Below are 22176 nucleotides of genomic sequence, written 5' to 3'. Positions count from 1 at the left end.
CGTCCGTGATCAAGTACTGCAAACTTTCGAGCACATCCGCTCATTCGGAACGCCGTGTCGTTGTCGCTTCGACGTCCGCCCTTTAGTCAGGGCTTGGACTGGGTTCATCCTTTTCCTCGAGGCCCATGGCATGAAGGCGGGCGTAGTAACCGTTCTGCGCAAGCAGTGACTCGTGGGTACCTCGCTCGACGATGCGTCCCTGATCCATGACCAGGATCAGATCGGCCTTCTCGATGGTCGACAACCGATGCGCAATGACCAGCGTGGTGCGCCCCTCCATGACCTTGTCGAGAGCGGCCTGAATATAACGCTCGGACTCGGTATCCAGCGCCGAGGTCGCCTCATCGAGAATCAGCACAGGCGCACTTTTGAGCAACGCCCGCGCGATCGCCAGACGCTGACGCTGGCCGCCCGACAGCATGACGCCATCCTCCCCCACCTTGGTGTCGAAACCCTGCGCAAGCAGATCGATGAATTCGCGGGCATAAGCAGCCTCGGCGGCCTGCTCGACCGCCTCGCGAGGCAGACTCCGGAGATCGCCATAGGCAATATTGTTGATGACGGAGTCGTTGAACAGGGAAACCTGCTGCGTGACCAGGGCAATATGTTTTCTTAGGTTCTCGACGCGATAGTCTTCTATCGACGTGCCATCGAGCAGAATCTGCCCCTGATCATGCTGATAGAAACGCGGAATCAGATTGGCCAGAGTCGACTTGCCGCTACCTGAACGACCGACCAACGCCACCATCTGCCCCGGTTCCACGCTAAAACTGATGTCCTGCAGGACGGTTTTTTCAGTGCCCGGGTAGACGAAGCTCAGATTTTTGACATCGAGAGCTCCACTGACCCGCTCTTTCTCGACCGTGCCCTGATCCGGCTCAGGCGCTTCGTCCAGTTGCTCGAAGATGCTTTCGGCACCGGCAAGCCCCTTTTGGATGGTCGAGCTGACCTCCGAGAGCTGGCGAATCGGCTTGGGCAGAAGCCCTGCGGCGGTGATATACGCCACCAGATCACCGACACTGGCGTCGCCGCGCAGGAACAGCACCAGGAACATCAGGAACGCCATGGCGGCGTAATTCAGCAGCTGCAGGCTGGGTGTATAGATCGCACTGGTGCGGGTCATGCGCAGCTGCTTGCGGGTGCTGTCCTCGCTCGCCTCGTAGAAGCGCTCACGCTCGTAACGCTCGCCACCGAAACTGCGCACCACACGGTAGTTCTGAATGGTCTCGGAAGAAACATGGGTCAACTCGCCCATGGCGCTCTGAATCTTGCGACTCTGGCTGCGGAATTTCTTGCTCGCACTTTTAACCATCAGTGCAATGAGCGGCAGGATCGCCACCATCACCATGGTCAGTTTCCAGTTCATCCACAGCAGATAGCCGAACAGGAAAACTACCGTCAGGCCTTCGCGCACCATGACCTTCAAGGCATCCGTCGCCGCGCCAGTAACCGAACCGACGTTGTAGGTGATGCGGGAAATCAGGTAGCCGGTGGAGTGATTGTCAAAGTAACGGTTGGGCAGTGTCAGCAGGTTGTTGAAAAGCGCAATACGCAAATCCTGCACCAACCCAAGCGATACCCGGGCAAGGTAATAACCGCCGAGAAAGGAGCCCAACCCTTGCCAGATGGTGATCAGCAACAACGCCAGCGGCACGCCGTAGAGCAGTTGCATACTGCCCAGCAGCGGCAGCTCGACCATGCCCGCTTCGGGGAAGCAAGGCCGTCGACGAAATACTTGAGCAGCCCGGCGAGCATTGGCTGGGTCGAGGCGAAGATGATGTAACCGATCATGCTGACGCCGAACATGAACCAGTAGCGCCTCATGTAGCTCAACAGCCGCATGTACAACTTGAAGCTGGAGATCGAAGGCGATTTGGCGCTTGAATCAGGCATAAGATGCTGGCTCTAGGATTAAGCCGGCGATTGTACCATCAGGCACCACGCAACCAAATGCGCCTGAAAACCGACGAACCGCACAACGCAAACGCCGGACTGCCGGGCTCGCCGCTCAGAGTGAGCCTTGCAGCTGCTGCGGCGGTCGCCAACGTGTGGGTTTACGCACCACATTCAACCCTTGCAGCTCGGCCAGCATCGCCTGGGCATCGAGCACAGGCGAATCGGTTGCTGAGGCGCAGCGTGCGGCGAGCGCTTCGAGCACGCTGTCACTCAACCCCAGATCACGCAGGCGCAGCATAATCTTCTTGAAGTCGTCGATGCCTGCTTCACGACTGAACTCACCGCCCGCTCGAAATCCAACAGGTAGGCCTGCATCACCAAATGGCAGCCGTGGTGCCCCTCCGAAGACGTGTCGTTGAACAGCAGCGTCTTCAACCTTGCCTGGCTGCCAGCCAACCCTAAGACTCCACGCTGCCGGACAGATCACTGTTCGGTGCAGCAACGCCGTCCTTGACCACCAGAATGTCCTCCATGATCAGGTACTGCAGGTCCGAGCCGAAGAACATGTTCAGGGCGTCGGTCGGCGAGCAGATCATCGGTTCGCCACGGCGGTTCAGCGAGGTGTTCAGGGACACGCCGTTGCCGGTGAGCTTTTCCAGCTCCAGCATCAGGTCGTACCAGCGCGGGTTGTACTCGCGCTTGAGGACCTGGGCGCGGGAGGTGCCGTCTTCGTGGACGACTTCGCTGACCCGCTCCTTCCATTCCTCGTTGACTTCGAAAGTGAAGGTCATGAACGGGCTCGGGTGGTCGACCTTGAGCATCTGCTCGGCGACGGTGTCGAGCATCGACGGGCAGAAGGGTCTCCAGCGCTCGCGGAACTTGATCTGTTCGTTGATGCGGTCGGCCACGCCGGGGATGCTCGGGCAACCGATGATCGAACGACCGCCCAGGGCGCGCGGACCGAATTCCATGCGGCCCTGGAACCAGGCTACCGGGTTGCCATCGACCATGATCTGCGCGATGCGCTGCGGCATGTCGTCGATCTTCTGCCATTTCGGTGCGTTCGGGTGGCGGGCGCAGGCGGCGATGACGTCTTCGTTGGAGTAGGCCGGGCCGAGGTAGACGTGTTCCATCTTCTCCACCGGCACGCCGCGCTTGTGGGAAACGTAAGCCGCGGCACCAACGGAAGTGCCGGCGTCGCCGGAGGCGGGCTGCACGAACAGCTCCTTGACCTCGGGGCGGGCAATGATCTTCTGGTTGAGCTTGACGTTCAGCGCGCAGCCCCCAGCAAAGGCGATCTTGCCGGTTTCGCGGATGATGTCGCCCAGGTAGTAATCCATCATCTCCAGCGCCAGCTTCTCGAACAGCGCCTGCATGCTGGCGGCGTAGTGGATGTAGGGATCGTCGGCGATATCGCCTTCACGCTTGGGCCCCAGCCAGTCGATCAGCTTGGGCGAGAAGTAGTAGCCCTTGCCCTTTTCCTTGTGGCGGCGCAGGCCGATGACGTTGGCGTAGTCGGTGTTGATCACCAGCTCGCCGTTCTCGAACTTGGCCAGGCGGGAAAAATCGTACTTGCTGGCATCGCCGTAGGGCGCCATGCCCATGACCTTGAACTCGCCGTCGAGCATCTCGAAACCGAGGAACTCGGTCACCGCGCCATACAGGCCGCCCAGGGAGTCCGGGTCAAAGAACTCCTTGATCTTGTGGATGCGGCCGTTCTCGCCATACCCGAAGAAGGTGGTGGCGTACTCACCCTTGCCATCGATCCCGAGGATAGCGGTCTTCTCGGTGAAGCCCGAGCAGTGATAGGCACTGGCGGCGTGGGCCAGGTGATGCTCGACCGGTTCGATCTTGACCTTTTTGGCGTCGAAACCCAGCTGTTCCAGGCACCAGACGATCTTCTTGCGATAACGCTTGTAACGGCGGTTCCCCATGAGGATGGCGTCGAGGGCGCGATCCGGCGCGTACCAGTAGCGCTTGGCGTAGTGCCAGCGCGCCTTGCCGAACAGGCTGATGGGCGCGAAGGGAATCGCTACCACGTCGACATCGGAGGGCTTGATACCGGCCTGCTCCAGGCAGAACTTGGCCGACTCGTAGGGCATGCGATTCTTCGCGTGCTTGTCACGCACGAAGCGCTCTTCTTCCGCCGCGGCAATCAACTTGCCATCGATGTACAACGCCGCGGAAGGGTCATGACTGAGGGCGCCGGACAGGCCAAGAATCGTCAATGCCACGGATAAAGCCTCTTAACGCGGCTGTCTGACTCGACAACCGATACGGTTTGATTTCGCTGAGCCCTCGTTCGGAGGGCTCAAATAAGTGTTGGCAAGCGCCGGTCGAGCTCAAGGTACAAGGCGCTGTCGGCTGACCAGTTGCGCAGCAGGCGCGCACGGTCACGTGCATAGGCGGCCTTGAAGCTGCTGGCCCGGCCATGGTACTGCATGGCATCCAGGTCGATCAGCGCCCAGCGGCCGTCCTGCCAGAGGATATTGTTACCCTTGCAGTCGCCATGGCTGATGCGCTCGCGCAGCAGGGCAGCGAACAAGGCCTCCAGCGCCTGCAAATCCGCTTCGGGCGGCAATCCGTCCGTCCCGCAGGGCGCGAAACGGGCGATTATATCCATACCCGGCGTGTGTTCGGTAATCAGATAGGCCTGGCGGCGCAACCACAGGGTACGCCGCTCGAGCACGGCCAGCGGCGTGGGTGTGGCGATCCCGAGGAAATCCAGACGATTCCCCTCGCACCAGCTGTGCCAGGCGCGGCTCGGGCGCCAGAAGCGTCGCAGCCAGTGGCCAAAGCCCTTGATGTTGTAACGCTTGATGACCAATTGCCGGCCAGCCTGCTCGATGCGGGCGACGGTCGAGGAGCCGCCCAGCTTGAGCGGCTCGCCGGCGGCAATCGCCGCGTCGGGGTCGGCCAGGACGGGCGCCAGCGCCACGTCCTCCTCGCGCCTCACCACCTGCAGGCGCGACGGCCCGCGCCAGACGCGAAAGGCCGTGCACTCGCGCTCGATCTTGGCCATGTACGCCTGCAGGCGCGTTGCTCGCGCCCTGGCCACCGCCTTGAGCAGTGCCTCCAGCGGCAGCGCGTGCTCGCCATTGACCAGCAGGTAATGCACCAGCAGCTCCTCGACAAAGCTGTCGATGGCCCCGGGAAACTGCGCGAAGAACAGCCCCAGGTTGGCCAGCACCCTGTCGCGCGACAGCGGCTGACCGGGCGTCTCGGCACGAATGCCGCCGCCATCGATCAGGTGCAGACGACCGTCGTGGCGCAGCAGATTGTCCAGGTGCAGGTCTTCCTGCCACAGCCCACGACGATGCAACTGGCCGATAACCCCCAGCGCCTCGCCCAGCACCTGCTGCTGCGCATCGCTCAACCAGGCCTCGTCAGCGACGGCCTGCCAGTCATCGGCCAGGCTGCGCGCGCCGTCCAGAAACTCGAACAACAGCCAGCCGCCTTGGCCGGCCGCCACACCCTGCTCGAGCAGCAACGGCGTACACAGCCCCTGGGCCGCCAGCAGCTGGACACCTTGCAGCTCCCGCGCGAAATGCCGCTCGGCCTTGCCGCCCACCAGCAACTTGGCCAGCACCGTACGCCCCTGCCATTGGGCCTGGCCGACATAACGCTGGCCGGGCAGTACCCGCAGCAGGCTGCACAGCTCGAGCGGCTGGCCTGTCGGCACCTCGATCAGCAGCGGCAATGCGGGGCTACGCCCCACCTGGGTCAGAGAAGCCAGTTTCATGGGCGTTGGGCCTTGTCCTTCAAGCGCGCCGTAAGACGCTGCGACCAGTGATCCACCTGCTGTCCGCCACCCAGATAGGCAGTCAGGAAACCCAGGTGATCCGCTTCATTCCAGGGATTGGTGCGACGCAGCAACGGCTCGAGATCCTTGACCCTGTCACGCTTGCCGAGAAACAGCGGCCGGGTCTTTTCCAGATCGATCAGTTGCGCGGCGAACCCCTCGTCTCGTGGTTGCAGAAAGATATGCTTGGGGTAGAAACAGCCATGCACCTGGCCCTGTTCATGCACCCGGCGGGCCAGACGACCGCAGGCGCTGACGATCGCCTGGCGCTGCTCGGCGGCGAGCTGACGCCACTCGGGCAGCCAGCTGTCCAGATCCCGCCAGCCATCCAGGGCATGGGTCAGCAACACGGCTCGGCGCTCACCAGCGATGCGCCGCTCGGCGTAGAACGCGGCGCTCATGGCCGGGATACCCAGGCGCCGATAGCGGCGAATGTTGCGAAACTCCCGTGCCAGGGTCGGCTCGCCCCAGGGCCGCTCCAGGCTATGGGTCAGGTAATTGCTCTGGCGCTTGAGGTAATAGCCATGGCCTTCCAGGTCGAGCCGGTAGACCGTGCTCCAGCCGCCGCGCGGCGCCTTGTTGGGTTCGTCGACCGCATGCAGTTCGAGCGCCCAGAGCGCCTCGAAACTGGCCAGGCCACGACGTTCGAGCAGCGCTTGATCATCGCTGTCGATGAAGTCCTTCATTCCCTGCCCTCGAAAAAGCGTACGATCTGGCCGATGCGCTGCTTGTCACTGTCGTTGAGCCGCTCGCGGCGCCGGTACTGCAGATAGAAACGCAGGCGCTGGGTGCGCGACAGGTGGTATTTGGCCACCTTGTCCAGACAGGCGAGGTCCTTGACGATGCGCCGCCGCAGAAACGGCCCCCGCCAGAAGGCGCCGGTCGGGCAGTCGATGAAGTACAGACGGCGGTGCTCATCGACCAGCAGGTTGCGCCACTTCAGGTCGTTGTGGGCGAAATGGTGGTCATGAAGAATGCGCGTAGCGCGAGCCAGCTGACAGCTGACATCCTCGACCCAGGCCCGGTCACGCAGGCGCGCATCGCCCGAGGAGGCGAGTCGCCACATGTCCGTGGTATCGACCAACTCCTGGGTAATCAGCGCGCCCCGGTGAAAGGCCGCGCCCTTGCGCTCCAGCCCGTAGGCGGCGATGGGCGCGGTGGGGATGCCCCAGGTCGCGAAATGCTTGAGGTTCTGCCACTCGGCCTTGACCCGCGGCCGGCCAACGAAACGCCGCGCGCCCTTGCCCGCACCGTGGTAGCGCTTGACGTAGTAGCGCAGCCCGCCGAACTCCACGCGAATCACATCCGACAACGGGTCGTGGGTAATGGGCTCGCCCTGCAGGGCAAAGACCGCATCCAGGGACGCGAATGCCCGGGCCGCCTCGGGCGTGGCCAAGGCGGTGACACGCCACTGACTCATGCTGCACCTCCCGTTTCATACTTGCGCGTATAGCGCGCGCGCAGCCGGCCAGCCTTGCCCTGCAGCCAGCGCAGCAACGCCGCCTCGTCCTGCAGGATCTGGCGTAGCGGGCGGCTGTCGACGACGCCGAAATACGCCTTGAGAAAGCGCAGCAGATCGCGCCGGGTCAGGCCAATGCCCAATGCCGAGAAATACAGCCCGGCCAGGTCCTTGTCGCGCCAGCGCTTCGGCACGCCTTGGCGCACCTGCGCGCGATGCAGATCGATCACCGACAGGCGGAAATCCTCGGCGTCGAAGGGCGTGTCGGTGTGCAGCATAAAGTGGCAGATATAGCAGTCGCGGTGGTTCACGCCGGCGGCATGCATGCCCCCGGTCATCTGCGCGACCCGGCGAATCAACGCCCACTTCAAGGTCGGCGCCGGCGGCTGATCGGCCCAGCCCATCGTCAGCTGCTCGAGGTCGGTGGTCGGCGCCAGCTCTTCGGTGATGATGAACGAATGCTGCTGCGCCGGATTGCCACCGCGCTCACCGTAGGCCACTGCGGTCATGGTCGACACACCCGCCTCGTGCAGACGCTGGATGGCCTTCCACTCCTGCCCCGCGCCCAGCACCGGCAGGCGAGCCGTGACCAGGTTCTTGACGATCTCGCCCCAGCCGACCCCGCGGTGAATCTTCACGAAATAGCCCCTGCCGGCCACCTCGGTGCGCAGCGTACGCCGCGCCTCGAGCTCGCGGTAGACCTGCCCTTGCAGGCCCTCGACTTCTCTGAAGGCATCCTTGCCGGCCCATAGGGACTTGAATGGTTCAGCAAGAATCAGCTGCATAGCGCCTCTCGCAGAAGCCGGCATGCCGGCAGATCGTTGTCATGCAGCGCATTGCCAGCCGCGGCGCAATGCGCTGCCACACGCAGGCATAAGTCCTGCCCCGTGCCACCGGAGCGAGCCAGACCCTGAAGGATGAGCATCAGGCCTGCGCCGCCAGAATCACATCCGCGGCCCGTTGCGGCATGCTGTACAGATCGGCCGTGTCGGCGTAGGCCAGGCCATTGCGCTGCCAGGCCTCACGCGCGGCCTGGTCGGCCAGCATCTCGGCCAGCATGTGGTTCAGGGTGGACTGCTCGAACGGGCTGGGCACCACGCGGCCGGCGTCGGCATCGCTGATGTAATGGGCGTAGCCGCAGACATCGGTGACCAGCACCGGCAGGCCGGCGACCAGCGCCTCGAGCAGCACGGTGCCGGTGTTCTCGTTATAGGCCGGGTGAATCAACAGGTCGGCGCCGAGCAGAAAGCGCGGAATGTCACTGCGCCCCTTGAGAATCTGCACCTGGTCGCTCAGGCCGAGCGCCTTGACCTGCAACAGGAAGGGCTTGGGATCGTCCTGGCCGATCACCATCAGCTGGGTGCGCTTTTTCAACGCCGGCGGCAGAGCGGCCAGGGCCTTGAGGCTGCGATCCAGCCCCTTGGTCTTGAAGCCCGAACCGATCTGCACCAGCAGCAGGTCGTTGTCGGCCAGGGCGAACTTGCGGCGGAACTCGGCGCGGATCTCGGCGGCATTGGCCGGTGCGCGACGGTCCAGGGCGATGCCCGGCGGCAGCAGGTGGAAGCGCTCGCCCGGCGTGCCGTAATGCTTGACGAACAATGGCTGCTGCACCTCGGAGATCATCAGGATCTCGGTGTTCGACTCCGGCGCGAACACCGCCCGTTCGTATTCGGCAAAATGCTTGTAGCGGCCCCAGCGACGGTACAGCGGGTTGCGCAGGGTCTGCGCCTTGTCTTCGAAGCAGCCATCGGCGGCGTAGTACACATCCAGCCCCGGCATCTTGTTGAAGCCGATCACCCGGTCGACCGGGCGCTCGCGCAGGTCGGCCTGCACCCAGGCGGTGAGCTTCTCGTTGCGGTGATGGTTGAACAGCGCCTTGACCGGTACCACCACCACCTCGAAGCCCTCCGGCACCTCGCCTTCCCAGATCGGCGTGTAGACGCGGATGTTGTGGCCGCGCTGCTGGCACTCCAGGGCGATGCGCATGAAGTCGCGCTGCAGCCCGCCGTAGGGGAAGTACTTGTAGAGGATAAAAGCCAGGCGCATCGGCCCTCCGCTCGCTTGCATCAGTCCAGCCCCAGATCCAGCAGCAGGGCATGTAATTCGGTGAACACCCGCTGCGGTTTCAGGTCATCGAAACAGGGCTTGTCGCGGTCACCCTTGCCGGCATCCGGGCCACTGGCGCACAGGTGCACCTGGGAGTGCCCGTAGGCGCCGACCCGGCCGGGCAGGGTCGGGCCGTACAGCGACACGGTCGGCACGTCCAGCGCCGCCGCCAGGTGGCCCAGCCCGGTATCCACGGCCACGCAGGCCTGGGCACCGGCGAGCACCTTGGCCACGCCTGCCAGGTTGAGCCTAGGCAGCACGGCGGCGTTTTCGATGCCCTCGGCGATGCGTTCGGCGCGAGCCTTCTCGGCTTCGTTGCCCCAGGGCAGGCGAATCGCCCAACCCTGCTCGGCGACCTGCTCGGCCAGCTCGCGCCAGTAGGCCTCGGGCCAGTGCTTGCTGGCCCAGGTGGTGCCATGCAGGAACACTAGATAAGGGCTCGCGGCCGGATCTGCAAGCTGGGCGCGGTTCAACCCGTAATCGCCCAGACCGGCGGGCACGCTGTAGCCCAGCGCCTGGCCGAACAACTGGCGGGTGCGCTCCAGCGCGTGCTGGGCCCGCGGCACGCTGTACGGGCGATCATAGAAGCGCGCGGCAATCGGCTCGCGGGCGGATTTGCTGTCCAGCCCGGCCACCGGCGCCTTGACGTAGCGGGTCAGCCAGGCGCTCTTGAACAACCCCTGGGCGTCGATCACCAGGTCGTAGTGACTTTCGCGCAGGCGCTGCTTGAAGCGCGACCACTCGCCACTGACCAGGGTTTTCAACGGTTGCTTGCGCCAGCGGCGGATGGCCACCGGAATCACCTGGGACACCGCCGGATGCCAGGCCGGAATCTCGGCGAAGCCTTCTTCCACCACCCAGTCGAAACGGATGCCGGGAATCGCCCGGGCCGCATCGGTGAGGGCTGGCAGGGTATGAATCACGTCGCCCAGCGATGAGGTCTTGATCACCAGCACGCGCATTCAGGGCATGACCTCGACTGGCTCGCCGGCCAGCCGCTGCAGGGCGTCGACGGCAACCCCTGGCTGGAGCTGCACCAGGCAGTTGTAATGGCCGAAGCGGCAGGTGCGCTCGAAACAGGGGCTGCACTCGATGCCCAGGCGGATGATTTCCACCTGATCGGCCAGCGGCGGGGTGAATTGCGGCGAGGTCGAACCGTAGACCGCCACAAGCGGGCGATTGAGCGCAGCGGCCACGTGCATCAGCCCGGAATCGTTGGACACCACCGAGGCGGCGCAGGACAACAGGTCGATGGCCTGGGCCAGGCTGGTCTCGCCGGACAGGTTGACCGCCTCCTCGCGCAGGCCGGGAATCAGCCGCGAACGGATATCCTCGCCCACCGGATGATCCTTTTTCGAGCCGAACAGCCAGACCTGCCAGCCTTCACGGATCTTCGCCTCGGCGACCTTGGCGTAATGCTCGCTGGGCCAGCGCTTGGCCTCGCCGAACTCGGCGCCGGGGCACAGGGCCAGGACTGGGCGATCCAGCGCAAGGCCGAAATGCGCCAGCGCCGCCTCACGGGTCGCGGGGTCGATACGCAGGGACGGGCGCGGATAGGGCTGCGGCAACTCGGCACCCGCCGGATAGGCCAGGGCCATGAAGCGCTCGATCATCAGCGGGTAGCGATCCTTGTCCAGCTTGCGCACGTCATTGAGCAGGCCGTAGCGCATCTCGCCTTTCCAGCCGGTACGCAGCGGGACTCCGGCGAAGAACGGCACCAGCGCCGACTTCATGGAGTTGGGCAGCAGGATCGCCTGATCGTAACGGCCCGCCAGGGACTTGCCGATGCGCCGCCGCGTGGCCAGTTCCAGCACGCCATGGCCGAGGGGAAAGCTCAGCGCCTGACGCACTTCGGGCATGCGCTCGAGGATCGGCCGGCTCCAGTCCGGGGCCAGCACGTCGATGGCGCATTCCGGATGACGCAGTTTCAGACACTGGAACAATGTCTGCGCCATCACCATGTCGCCTACCCACGAAGGGCCGATGATCAGAATATTCATAAGCTCAGTTTCGCTAGAGAAGCCCGATGGCAAACGGCAGCCATCAACTCAGGCCCAGTTCACGCCAGATGCGCATCACATTGCGCCGGTGCTCGTGAAACTGGTCGCCGCCCACGACCCCGGGCTGCTTCTGCAAGGCCTGCCGATGGGCTGCCGAGCGATAGGCCTTGTAGGCGTCCTGCAGCAGGGTCGCCTCGCCATCGCGGAGCAGACCGAGGCGATCCAGGCCTTCCAGAATGCGGATGTTGTCGGTAAATTCGAGCAGCGCCGGGTGCTGCTTCGACCACGCCAGGGCCGCGTATTGCACCATAAATTCGATATCGACGATACCTCCGGCATCCTGCTTGAGGTCGAAGGGCGAGGCCGCGCTGAAGGCATTTTCCGCCGTACCGGCCGCCGTGACACGGCTGCCCAGGTTGTCGCGCATCTTGGCGCGCATCTCGCTGACCTCGGCTTGCAGCTTGGCCTGATCACGCTCACGGGCCAGCACCGCGGTACGTACCTCGGCGAATGCGCTGGCCACCCGCTCGCAGCCGACCAGCACCCGGGCGCGTACCAGGGCCTGATGCTCCCAGGTCCAGGCCTCGCCCTCCTGGTAACGGCGGAACGCGCCCAGGGAGCTGACCAGCAGGCCTGCAGCGCCCGACGGCCGCAGGCGCATATCGACCTCGTAGAGCTGGCCGGAGTTGGTTTGTGCGGTCAGCAGGTGAATGATGCGCTGCCCCAGACGGGTGAAGAATTGCGCACCGTCGATGGGCTTGGCGCCATCGGTCTCGGCCTGGGGGTCGCCGTCGTGGATGAACACCAGATCCAGATCGGAGCCGTGGCCCAGCTCGATACCCCCGACCTTACCGTAGCCGACGATGATGAAATCCGGCGCACAGGGGCTGCCATTGGCGCGCAGGGGTGTGCCGTGGCGGCTGACCATCTGCCGCCAGGCCAGGGCCAGTACCTGGTCGAGAATGGCTTCGGCCAGCCAGGTCAGGTAGTCGCTGACCTTCATCAGCGGCAGGCTGCCGGCGATTTCCGAGGCGGCCACGCGCAGGCCGTGGGCCAGCTTGAAGTGGCGCAGCGCCTCCATCTGCTGCTCCAGATCCTCCTCGGGAATGCGCGTCAGGCGCTCCTGCAGCTCGGCGGCCAATTCCGGTGCCTGGGGTGGACTGAACAGGCGCCCTTCGTTGAGCAATTCGTCGAGCAGCAGCGGGAAGCGACTGATCTGCTCGGCGATCCACGGGCTGGCGGCGCACAGCGTCAGCAGGCGCTGCAAGGCCCCGGGGTTTTCCGTGAGCAGCACCAGATAGGCGGAGCGGCGCGCGACCGCCTCGATCAGCGGCAGCACCCGTTCCAGCACCAGATCCGGCGTTTCCTGCTCGACGGTGGCGGCCAGCAGTCGCGGAATGAAAGCATCCAGCCGCTCACGGCCGATACGTTGCATGGCCCGAACCTGGTTGCCGTTGCGCAGCCCCACCAGCCGCTGCCAGGCGGCCTTCGCATCGAGGAAACCGGCCTCGGCCAGTTGGCGACAGGCCGCCTCTTCATCCTGGTCGTCGTTCCACAGCGGCAACCATTCGGCGCCGACCATGGCCTCCTCGTCGCCGTCCTGATCCTCGTCGGGGTCGGCGATGACCTGGCGGAAATGCCAGTCGACCCGGCCGCGCCAGTGCATCAACCGTTCATGGAAGGCATCCCAGCTATCGAAGCCGAGCATGAAGGCCACCCGGGCGCGATCCCGATCGTTATCCGGCAGCATCTGCGTCTGCCGGTCGTCGATGGCCTGCAGGGCATGCTCGGTGTAACGCAGGAAGGCGTAGCCGGCGAGCAGCTCGTCGACCGCTTGAGCAGGCAGGTAACCCTGATCCTTGAGGGTGTGCAGCACCTTGAGCAACGAGCGCTGCTGCAGGCTGAGGTCACGCCCGCCGTGGATCAGCTGGAAGGCCTGGGCAATGAACTCCACCTCACGGATGCCGCCGGAACCGAGCTTGATGTTCTCGGCCATGCCCTTGCGGCGCACTTCCTGCTGGATCAGCTGCTTCATGGTGCGCAGCGCGTCGATGGCGGAAAAATCCAGGTAACGGCGGTAGACGAAAGGGCGCAACATCTCCAGCAGCTGCGCGCCTGCCTGCTGGTCACCGCCGACCACCCGCGCCTTGATCATCGCGTAGCGCTCCCAGTCGCGCCCCTGGTCCTGGTAGTACTGCTCCAGCGCGTTGAAGCTGAACACCAGCGCGCCGGACGAGCCATAGGGGCGCAGGCGCATATCGGTGCGAAACACGAAACCATCGACGGTGATGGCGTCCAGCGCCTTGATCAGCTTTTGGCCCAGGCGAATGAAGAATTCCTGGTTATCCAGCGCACGCTTGACCCCCTGGGTCTCACCGCCCTCCGGGTAACCGAAGATCAGGTCGATATCCGACGACAGGTTCAATTCATGGGCACCGAGCTTGCCCATGCCGAGGATCACCATGTGCTGCGGCTCGCCACTGCGACGCCCGACCGGCGTGCCGAACTGCTCGCAATACCGGGGGTAGAGCCAGTGATAGGCCTGGTCGATACACGCGTCGGCCAGATCGGAGAGGTCGCGGCAGGTTTCCACCAGATCCGCCTGGCGGCTGACGTCGCGCCAGATGATGCGCAGCTGCTGACGGTTGCGAAAGCGCCGCAGGCTACGGGCCAGGGCATTCTCGTCGGCACATTCGCTCAGTTGCTCGGCCAGCTGCCGACGCAACTCACCGCCGGCCAGACGCCGCTCCAGCTCGCCACTGCCGGCCAGCTCGAGCAGCATCTGCGGATCGCGCAGGCCCTGCTGGGTGACGAAGTCACTGGCGGCCGTGACCCGCTGCAGGTGCTCCTTGCGCTGCGCCGGCCAGGCGGCAAAATCGGTGGCAGCCTTATTGGACAAGGTCGCGAACGCCTGGGCGAGGGACTGCTCGGCACGCTGGGCGATGGGGTGAAGCGCGGCAGGCAAAGAGACGAGCGCGGGCAAGCTCATGGTCTATCCTTTTCGGCGGGCTGTGAGCCTGGTGGAAACCGGCGCAGGCCCTGCGAAGGCTCGCCGTTTCTGGCTCTCGCCTGATTTGATTGTAGTTTTGCCACGACTGGATTGATCGAGAGAGCTGAAATCGCCGACGAAATGTAGTAAAACTACAGGAAGCCGGATCTACCCAACCGGTACATCCAAGAATTAATGTGCCCGCTCAAAAAGCCGGCCACGCATCTGGTTTCCGATTCTGGAAGCCTTTCCGCTCTGGAGCAAGCCATGCAAGACCTCGATCCAATCGAAACCCAGGAATGGCTGGACGCACTGGAATCCGTCCTCGACAAGGAAGGCGAAGACCGTGCCCACTATCTGATGACGCGCCTGGGTGAGTTGGCCACTCGTAGCGGCACGCAGTTGCCCTATTCGATCACCACGCCCTACCGCAACACCATTCCGGTCACGCGCGAAGCACGCATGCCGGGCGACCTGTTCATGGAACGCCGCATCCGCTCGATCGTTCGCTGGAACGCCCTGGCCATGGTGATGCGCGCCAACATGCAGGACCCGGACCTGGGTGGTCACATCTCCACCTTCGCCTCCAGCGCGACCCTCTACGACATCGGCTTCAACTACTTCTTCAAGGCCCCGACCGAAGAACACGGCGGCGACCTGATCTACTACCAGGGCCACGCATCGCCCGGTATCTACGCCCGCGCCTTCCTGGAAGGCCGCCTGAGCGAAGAGCAGATGCTCAAGTTCCGCCAGGAAGTGGACGGTGGCGGCCTCTCGTCGTACCCGCACCCGCACCTGATGCCGGACTTCTGGCAGTTCCCGACCGTTTCCATGGGCCTGGGTCCGATCACCGCAATCTACCAGGCACGCTTCATGAAGTACCTGGAAAACCGCGGCTTCATCCCGGCTGGCAAGCAGAAGGTGTGGTGCTTCATCGGCGACGGCGAGACCGACGAGCCGGAAACCCTGGGCGCCATTTCCCTGGCCGGCCGCGAGAACCTCGACAACCTGATCTTCGTCATCAACTGCAACCTGCAGCGCCTCGACGGCCCGGTTCGCGGCAACAGCAAGATCATCCAGGAACTCGAAGGCGTGTTCCGCGGCGCCAACTGGAACGTCAACAAGGTAATCTGGGGCCGCATGTGGGATCCACTGTTCGCCCAGGACGAAGACGGCCGCATGCAGCGTCGTATGGACCAGGCGATCGACGGCGAGTACCAGAACTACAAGGCCAAGGACGGCGCCTACGTGCGCAAGCACTTCTTTGGTCACGACCCGGAACTGCTCAAGCGCGTCGAGAAGCTGTCGGACGAGGAAATCTTCAACCTCAACCGTGGCGGCCACGACCCGTACAAGGTCTATGCGGCCTACCACCAGGCGGTCAACCACAAGGGTCAGCCCACCGTCATCCTGGCCAAGACCATCAAGGGTTATGGCACCGGTGCCGGCGAGGCGAAGAACACCGCGCACAACACCAAGAAGGTCGATATCGAGTCGCTGAAGAAATTCCGCGATCGCTTCGACATTCCGCTCAATGATTCGCAGCTGGAAGAACTGCCCTTCTACCGCCCGGCCGAAGACAGCGCGGAAATGAAATACCTGCGCAAGTGCCGCGAGAAACTCGGCGGCCACCTGCCGCAGCGCAACCGCGGCAGCATCAGCATCCCGACGCCGCCGCTGGAAACCCTCAAGGCCGTTCTGGACGGCTCGGGTGACCGTGAAATCTCCACCACCATGGCGTTCGGGCGCATCCTCGCCTCGATGGTCAAGGACAAGGAGCTGGGCAAGCGCATCGTGCCGATCCTCGCTGACGAGGCGCGTACCTTCGGCATGGAAGGCATGTTCCGCCAGCTGGGTATCTATTCCCCGGTCGGTCAGCTGTACGAGCCGGTCGACCGCGACCAGGTGATGTACTACCGCGAAGAGAAGGACGGCCAGATCCTCCAGGAAGGCCTCAACGAGGCCGGTGCGTTCTCCTCGTTCATCGCCGCCGGTACCGCCTACAGCAACTACAACACGCCGATGCTGCCGGTCTACATCTTCTATTCGATGTTCGGCTTCCAGCGTATCGGTGACCTGGCCTGGGCAGCCGGCGACGGCCAGACCCGCGGCTTCCTGCTGGGCGGCACCTCCGGCCGCACCACCCTGAACGGTGAAGGCCTGCAGCACGAGGACGGCCACAGCCACATCCTCGCCAGCACCATCCCCAACGTGCGCAGCTATGACCCCACCTACGCCTACGAGCTGGCGGTGATCATGCGCGAAGGCACGCACCGGATGATGACCCTGCAGGAAAACGTTTATTACTACATCACCGTGATGAACGAGAACTACCAGCAGCCGGCCATGCCCGAAGGTGTCGAAGACGGCATCATCAAGGGTATGTACCTGCTCGAAGAGGACCAGAAGGAAGCCGCCCACCACGTGCAACTGCTGGGCTGCGGCACCATCCTCAACGAAGTTCGCGAAGCGGCGAAGATCCTGCGCAACGACTACAACGTCGCTGCCGATGTATGGAGCGTCACCAGCTTCAACGAACTGCGTCGCAACGGCCTGGCCGTAGAGCGCAGCAACCGCCTCCACCCGGGCGACGAGCCCAAGCAGAGCTACGTCGAGCAGTGCCTGAGCGGCCGCAAGGGTCCGGTCGTGGCCAGCACCGACTACATGAAGCTGTTCGCCGAGCAGATTCGCCAGTGGGTACCGGTCAAGGAATACAAGGTCCTGGGTACCGATGGTTACGGCCGCAGCGACAGCCGTCGCAAGCTGCGCGACTTCTTCGAAGTGGACCGCCGCTGGGTCGCCCTGGCCGCGCTCGAAGCGCTGGCCGATCGCGGTGAAATCGAGCGCAAGGTGGTGGCCGAGGCCATCGTCAAGTTCGGTATCGACCCCGAAAAACGCAACCCACTGGACTGCTGAGGAGACGCATTGTGAGTGAATTGATTCGCGTACCCGACATCGGCGGCGGTGAAGGTGAGATCATCGAGCTGTTCGTCAAGGTCGGCGACCGCATCGAAGCCGACCAGAGCCTGCTGACCTTGGAGTCAGACAAGGCCAGCATGGAAATCCCGGCCCCCAAGGCCGGCGTGGTCAAGAGCCTGAAGGTCAAGCTCGGCGATACCCTGAAAGAAGGTGACGAGCTGCTCGAACTGGACGTGGAAGGCGACGCTGAAGCCGCCCCTGCCGAGCAGAAGCAGGAGCAGGCAGCACCTGCCGCTGCCGAGCAGCCAGCCGCCGAGCCCCAGGCTCAGTCGGCCGGCAGTGCCGGGCCTCAGGAAGTCAAGGTGCCGGACATCGGCTCCAGCGCCAAGGCCAGCATCATCGAAGTGGCGGTCAAGCCGGGCGACAGCATCGAAGTCGACCAGTCGCTGATCACCCTCGAGTCCGACAAGGCCAGCATGGAAATCCCCTCGCCGGCAGCCGGCGTGGTGGAGAGCGTGTCGGTCAAGGTCGGTGACGAAGTCGGCACCGGCGACCTGATCCTGGTGCTCAAGGGTGCTGCGGGCGCCCAGGGGCAGGCCGCCAGCGCGCCAGCCCCGGCAGCCGCCCCGGCTCAGGCCGAAGCGCCGGCCGCTGCGGCAGCCGAAGAACCGGCCGGTGAGAGCACTGAAGAAGTGCGTATCCCGGACATTGGCGCCGACGCTGCCAGCGTCATCGAGATGCTGGTCAAGGAAGGCGACAGCGTGGCAGCCGAGCAGTCCCTGATCACCCTGGAATCGGCCAAGGCCAGCATGGAGATCCCCGCGCCCAAGGCCGGCGTGATCGAAAGCATCGCCATCAAGGTCGGCGACCAGGCCAAGACCGGCGACCTGATCCTGACCCTCAAGGTCCAGGGGGCTGCCGCCAAACCGGCCGCCGCCGCCCAGGCCCCCGCCGCTAACCCGGAGCAGGCCAAGCCCGCCAACGTGCAAGGCAGCGCACCGGCCAAGGCCACACCCCAGGCCGCTCCGGCTGCCGCGCCAAGCCGCGACGGCAGCAAGGTGCACGCCGGCCCGGCGGTGCGTCAGCTGGCCCGCGAGTTCGGTGTCGAGCTGAGTTCGGTGCCTGGCAGTGGCCCGAAAGGTCGAATCCTCAAGGAAGACGTGCAGGCGTACGTCAAGGCCGAACTGCAGAAGGCCAAGTCGGCTCCTGCCGCCGCCGCGGGCGCGAATGGCGGCGCCGGCATTCCGCCGATCCCGACCGTCGACTTCAGCAAGTTCGGTGAAGTCGAAGAAGTGCCGATGACCCGCCTGATGCAGGTCGGCGCCGCCAACCTGCACCGCAGCTGGCTGAACGTGCCGCACGTGACCCAGTTCGACTCGGCCGACATCACCGAGCTGGAAGCCTTCCGCGTCGCCCAGAAAGCCGTCGCCGAGAAGGCGGGCGTCAAGCTGACCGTGTTGCCATTGCTGCTCAAGGCCTGTGCCTACCTGCTCAAGGAGCTGCCGGACTTCAACAGTTCCCTGGCACCGAGCGGCAAGGCAGTGATCCGCAAGAAATACGTGCACATCGGCTTCGCCGTCGACACACCGGACGGCCTGCTGGTGCCGGTGATCAAGAACGTCGACCAGAAGAGCCTGCTGCAGCTGGCTGCCGAAGCCGCTGCACTGGCTGACAAGGCCCGCAACAAGAAGCTGTCGGCTGACGACATGCAGGGCGCCTGCTTCACCATCTCCAGCCTCGGCCACATTGGCGGCACCGGCTTCACGCCGATCGTCAACGCGCCGGAAGTGGCGATCCTCGGGGTCAGCAAGGCGACCATCCAGCCGGTCTGGGATGGCAAGGCCTTCCAGCCCAAGCTGATGCTGCCGCTGTCGCTGTCCTACGATCATCGGGTGATCAATGGTGCAGCTGCTGCCCGCTTCACCAAGCGCCTGGGCGATGTGCTGACCGACATCCGCACCATGCTGCTGTAAGCACCTATTTCGAGCGCCACGCTCGTATCCTCGACCCCGCCCGATCCGGCGGGGTTTTTTTTGCCCATTCATGTTGCCAAACGGGCCGTTCATATGCCTTTTACTGCGTGCAATATCCGTTTCAAATCAGGTAGTTAAAATAAAGACATCACAATGCCATTAGACTTCTTGTCAGCCGTCACACCATGGTGCAACCTAGGCCAACCACTATCGCCCCATGGTGGCGGGAGCAGATACGGTAATCCCCTTGTTAGCGCTATAGTGATGTGGCCGGTCAATAAGCTGTGCCAGCCGATGGATAAAGCCATTCGATGAAGAGCCATCCCGATACCGCAGGCCGTGCCATGGCCGAGGTCGTGACGCAATTGCCCGTGCCCTCGCGGCTCGGCATGATGCGTTTCGAGCGGATGAACGAGGCGAACTGGCTGCTGCTGTTTATCGATGCGAGCTGCGAGAGGCAGTTCGGCATCCCACCCAGCGACCTCTGCAATCTCGTCGAAACGCCCTACGCCAGCCTGATGGAACCGGAAGCGCGCTACCGACTGCACGATGCCATCCAGCAGCAGCTCGCGGAAAACTCCCGTTACCTGGTGCGCTATACCCTGCATACGCCGCACGGCCCGTTGCAGCTGATGGAGCTGGGTGAGCCCTTCAAGCAGCGCGGCCGCGCCCTGCTGCGCGGCTACCTGATGATCACCAGTGACGAAGCGGCGGACTCGCCAGCCCACCAGCAGGAGGCGCTGGAGGACCTGCAGCGCAGCCAGGCCGAGCTGCAGCAGCACCAGACGCGCGCCTTCGCCCAGCAGCAGCTCATCGTGCGCCTGGCCAGCCAGCGCTATCAGGGCAATGACCCCTGCCGTGAAGCCGCCGAACTGATCACCCGCAGCGCCTGCGAGATCTATGGCGTATCGCGCGCCGGTATCTGGCAGGTCAACGGCGATACCCTCGAACCTGTGGCGCTCTACCTCCAGGAGCAGGGGCAGCACCAGATGCCGCAGCCGATCGACGGCCGGCGCTACCCGAATTACCTGCGCGCCCTCAAGGAGGGCCGTGCGCTGGACGCTCACGACGCCGAGAACGACTCGCGCACCCGTGAATTGCTCGACGACTACCTGCGGCCGAAGTCGGTATCGGCCATGCTTGACGCCAGCATTCGTGTCGGCGGTGAGCTGGTCGCCGTGCTCTGCCTTGAACACACCGGCGGCCCGCGGGCCTGGCAGGCGGACGAAGTCGCCTTTGCCGGCGAGCTGGCCGACCAGTACGCCAACGTGCTGAGCAATCATGAGCGGCGCAACGCCACCAGCGCCCTGTATCTGTTCCAGCGCGCCGTCGAGCAGAGCGCCAGCGCCTTCATTCTGCTCAACCGTGACGGCATGGTGGAATACGTGAACCCCAGCTTCACGGCCATCACCCAGTACAGCGCCGACGAGGTGCAGGGCCGTCAGCTGGCCGAGCTGCCGGCCCTGGAGAATCTCAGCGAACTGCTGTTCGACAGTGAATCCGGGCTCGCCGAGCAGAACAGCTGGCAGGGCGAGTTCAAGAGCCGGCGCAAGAACCTCGAGCCCTACTGGAGCCAGTTCTCGATCTCCAAGGTGCATGCCGACGACGGCACCCTGACCCACTACATCGGCATCTACGAAGACATCACCGAGACCAAGCAGTCCCAACAGCGCATCGAACGCCTGGCCTACAGCGACAACCTCACCGGCCTGGGCAACCGCTACGCCTTCATCCGCGCGCTGGAAAAGCGCTTCAGCAGCGGTACCGCACCGGTCAGCCTGCTGCTGGTGGACATCGACAATTTCAAGCGCATCAACGACACCCTCGGCCACCAGACTGGCGACAAGCTGCTGGTCAGCCTCGCCAAACGCCTGCGCAACAGCTTCAGCGGCGAAGGCACCCTGGCGCGCTTCGCCAGCAACGAATTCGCCATCCTGCTCGACAACTGCGAGAGCCAGCGTGGCCAACTGATCGCCCAGCAGGTGCTGGAAACCCTCGACAAGCCGCTGTTCGTCGACAACCAGCTGATCATCATCAGCGGCTCCGTGGGCCTGGCCTGCTCGCCCGAACATGGCGCCGACCCGCAGACCCTGATGAAGCATGCCGGCCTCGCACTGCACAAGGCCAAGGCCAACGGCAAGCACCAGATGCAGGTGTTCACCGATGCGCTGAACGAGGAAGCCAACTACAAGCTGTTCGTCGAGAACAACCTGCGCCGTGCCCTGACGCAGAACGAGCTCGAGGTGTTCTACCAACCCAAACTGTGCCTGAAGACCGGCCAGTTGCTGGGCATGGAAGCGCTGCTGCGCTGGCAGCACCCGGAAAAAGGCATGATCCGCCCGGACCAGTTCATCAGCGTGGCTGAGGAAACCGGGCTCATCGTGCCGATCGGCAAATGGGTGGTGCGCCAGGCGTGCCGCATGAGCAAGCAACTCACCGCCGTCGGGCTCGGCAACCTCCAGGTGGCCATCAACCTGTCGCCCAAACAGTTCAGCGACCCGGATCTGGTCGGCTCGATCGCCGCGATTCTCGAAGAAGAACAGCTGCCGCCGAACCTGCTCGAGCTGGAACTGACCGAAGGGCTGCTGCTGGAGGCTACCGACGGCACCCGCAGCCAGCTCAATGCCCTCAAGCAACTGGGCCTGACCCTGGCCATGGACGACTTCGGCACCGGCTACTCGTCGCTCAGCTACCTGAAGAAATTCCCCATCGACGTGATCAAGATCGATCGCAGCTTCATCAAGGACATCCCCGAGAGCGAGGACGACATGGAGATCACCTCCGCGGTGATCGCCATGGCCCACAACCTCAAGCTCAAGGTCGTCGCCGAAGGTGTCGAGACGCACGCGCAGCTGGGGTTCCTGCGCCGTCAGCACTGCGATATCGGTCAGGGCTATCTATTCGATCGCCCCATTCCGGGCCGCGATCTGGTAGAAAGTCTCAAGCGCTACTCGCGACGCCCGGCCGCCAGACGGTAACCAACCTCCGTCAGCCACCGCGGTCTACCCCAGCACAACGATTCGGAGAACAGT

At 64.1% G+C, this 22176-nt stretch carries 13 protein-coding genes and 2 pseudogenes; 4 read left to right on the top strand and 11 right to left on the bottom strand.

The window, feature by feature from the left end:
* Positions 1-82: 82 nt before the first annotated feature.
* The 11 genes and pseudogenes from msbA to glnE form a co-directional block, all read right to left on the bottom strand.
* Positions 83-1893: pseudogene (msbA, locus tag SA190iCDA_RS04230) on the bottom strand (lipid A export permease/ATP-binding protein MsbA).
* A gap of 115 nt (positions 1894-2008) precedes the next feature.
* Positions 2009-2194: a hypothetical protein gene (locus SA190iCDA_RS04225; protein WP_070885143.1), complete on the bottom strand. Its 186-nt coding sequence runs from the start codon at positions 2192-2194 to the stop codon at positions 2009-2011.
* A gap of 160 nt (positions 2195-2354) precedes the next feature.
* Positions 2355-4130: a carbamoyltransferase gene (locus SA190iCDA_RS04220; protein WP_070885142.1), complete on the bottom strand. Its 1776-nt coding sequence runs from the start codon at positions 4128-4130 to the stop codon at positions 2355-2357.
* Between the two features lie 77 nt (positions 4131-4207).
* Positions 4208-5638 (bottom strand): lipopolysaccharide kinase InaA family protein, encoded by a 1431-nt coding sequence (locus SA190iCDA_RS04215; RefSeq protein WP_070885141.1) that lies wholly within the window; start codon positions 5636-5638, stop codon positions 4208-4210.
* Positions 5635-6384, bottom strand: a complete 750-nt coding sequence (locus SA190iCDA_RS04210; RefSeq protein ID WP_070885140.1) for a lipopolysaccharide kinase InaA family protein — start codon at positions 6382-6384, stop codon at positions 5635-5637. Before SA190iCDA_RS04210 ends, SA190iCDA_RS04215 begins: the two co-directional genes overlap by 4 nt.
* Positions 6381-7118: a lipopolysaccharide kinase InaA family protein gene (locus SA190iCDA_RS04205; protein WP_070885139.1), complete on the bottom strand. Its 738-nt coding sequence runs from the start codon at positions 7116-7118 to the stop codon at positions 6381-6383. Before SA190iCDA_RS04205 ends, SA190iCDA_RS04210 begins: the two co-directional genes overlap by 4 nt.
* The gene (rfaP, locus tag SA190iCDA_RS04200) at positions 7115-7942 is read right to left on the bottom strand and encodes a lipopolysaccharide core heptose(I) kinase RfaP (protein WP_070885138.1); all 828 of its coding nucleotides are present in this window, start codon (positions 7940-7942) and stop codon (positions 7115-7117) included. Before rfaP ends, SA190iCDA_RS04205 begins: the two co-directional genes overlap by 4 nt.
* Before the next feature lie 139 nt (positions 7943-8081).
* A complete protein-coding gene (locus tag SA190iCDA_RS04195) occupies positions 8082-9203 on the bottom strand; it encodes a glycosyltransferase family 4 protein (protein WP_070885137.1) in 1122 nt (373 codons plus the stop codon).
* Positions 9204-9223: 20 nt separating this feature from the next.
* Positions 9224-10225 carry a lipopolysaccharide heptosyltransferase I gene (gene waaC / locus SA190iCDA_RS04190; RefSeq protein WP_070885136.1) on the bottom strand — a complete coding sequence of 334 codons (1002 nt, stop codon included), beginning with the start codon at positions 10223-10225 and terminating at the stop codon, positions 9224-9226.
* Positions 10226-11263, bottom strand: a complete 1038-nt coding sequence (waaF, locus tag SA190iCDA_RS04185; protein ID WP_070885135.1) for a lipopolysaccharide heptosyltransferase II — start codon at positions 11261-11263, stop codon at positions 10226-10228.
* Between the two features lie 43 nt (positions 11264-11306).
* Positions 11307-14252 (bottom strand): bifunctional [glutamate--ammonia ligase]-adenylyl-L-tyrosine phosphorylase/[glutamate--ammonia-ligase] adenylyltransferase, encoded by a 2946-nt coding sequence (gene glnE, locus SA190iCDA_RS04180; RefSeq protein ID WP_070885134.1) that lies wholly within the window; start codon positions 14250-14252, stop codon positions 11307-11309.
* Between the two features lie 267 nt (positions 14253-14519).
* On the opposite strand from glnE, the gene aceE reads away from it, so the two are divergent.
* The 4 genes and pseudogenes from aceE to SA190iCDA_RS04165 all read left to right on the top strand — a co-directional run bounded on the left by aceE (position 14520) and on the right by SA190iCDA_RS04165 (position 22122).
* The gene (gene aceE / locus SA190iCDA_RS04175; protein ID WP_070885133.1) at positions 14520-17168 is read left to right on the top strand and encodes a pyruvate dehydrogenase (acetyl-transferring), homodimeric type; all 2649 of its coding nucleotides are present in this window, start codon (positions 14520-14522) and stop codon (positions 17166-17168) included.
* An 11-nt stretch (positions 17169-17179) separates the two neighbouring features.
* A complete protein-coding gene (aceF, locus tag SA190iCDA_RS04170) occupies positions 17180-19144 on the top strand; it encodes a dihydrolipoyllysine-residue acetyltransferase (protein ID WP_070885132.1) in 1965 nt (654 codons plus the stop codon).
* Between the two features lie 311 nt (positions 19145-19455).
* Positions 19456-20047: pseudogene (locus SA190iCDA_RS23305) on the top strand (diguanylate cyclase); the annotation flags it as partial.
* Positions 20020-22122, top strand: coding sequence for an EAL domain-containing protein (locus SA190iCDA_RS04165; RefSeq protein ID WP_419203882.1), 2103 nt, complete (start codon positions 20020-20022; stop codon positions 22120-22122). The pseudogene SA190iCDA_RS23305 and the gene SA190iCDA_RS04165, both read left to right, overlap by 28 nt.
* Positions 22123-22176 lie beyond the last annotated feature (54 nt).

It is taken from the genome of Pseudomonas argentinensis, from assembly GCF_001839655.2.
In the GTDB taxonomy this organism is placed as follows: domain Bacteria; phylum Pseudomonadota; class Gammaproteobacteria; order Pseudomonadales; family Pseudomonadaceae; genus Aquipseudomonas; species Aquipseudomonas argentinensis_B.
This window is presented reverse-complemented; position numbering and strand designations above follow the sequence as displayed.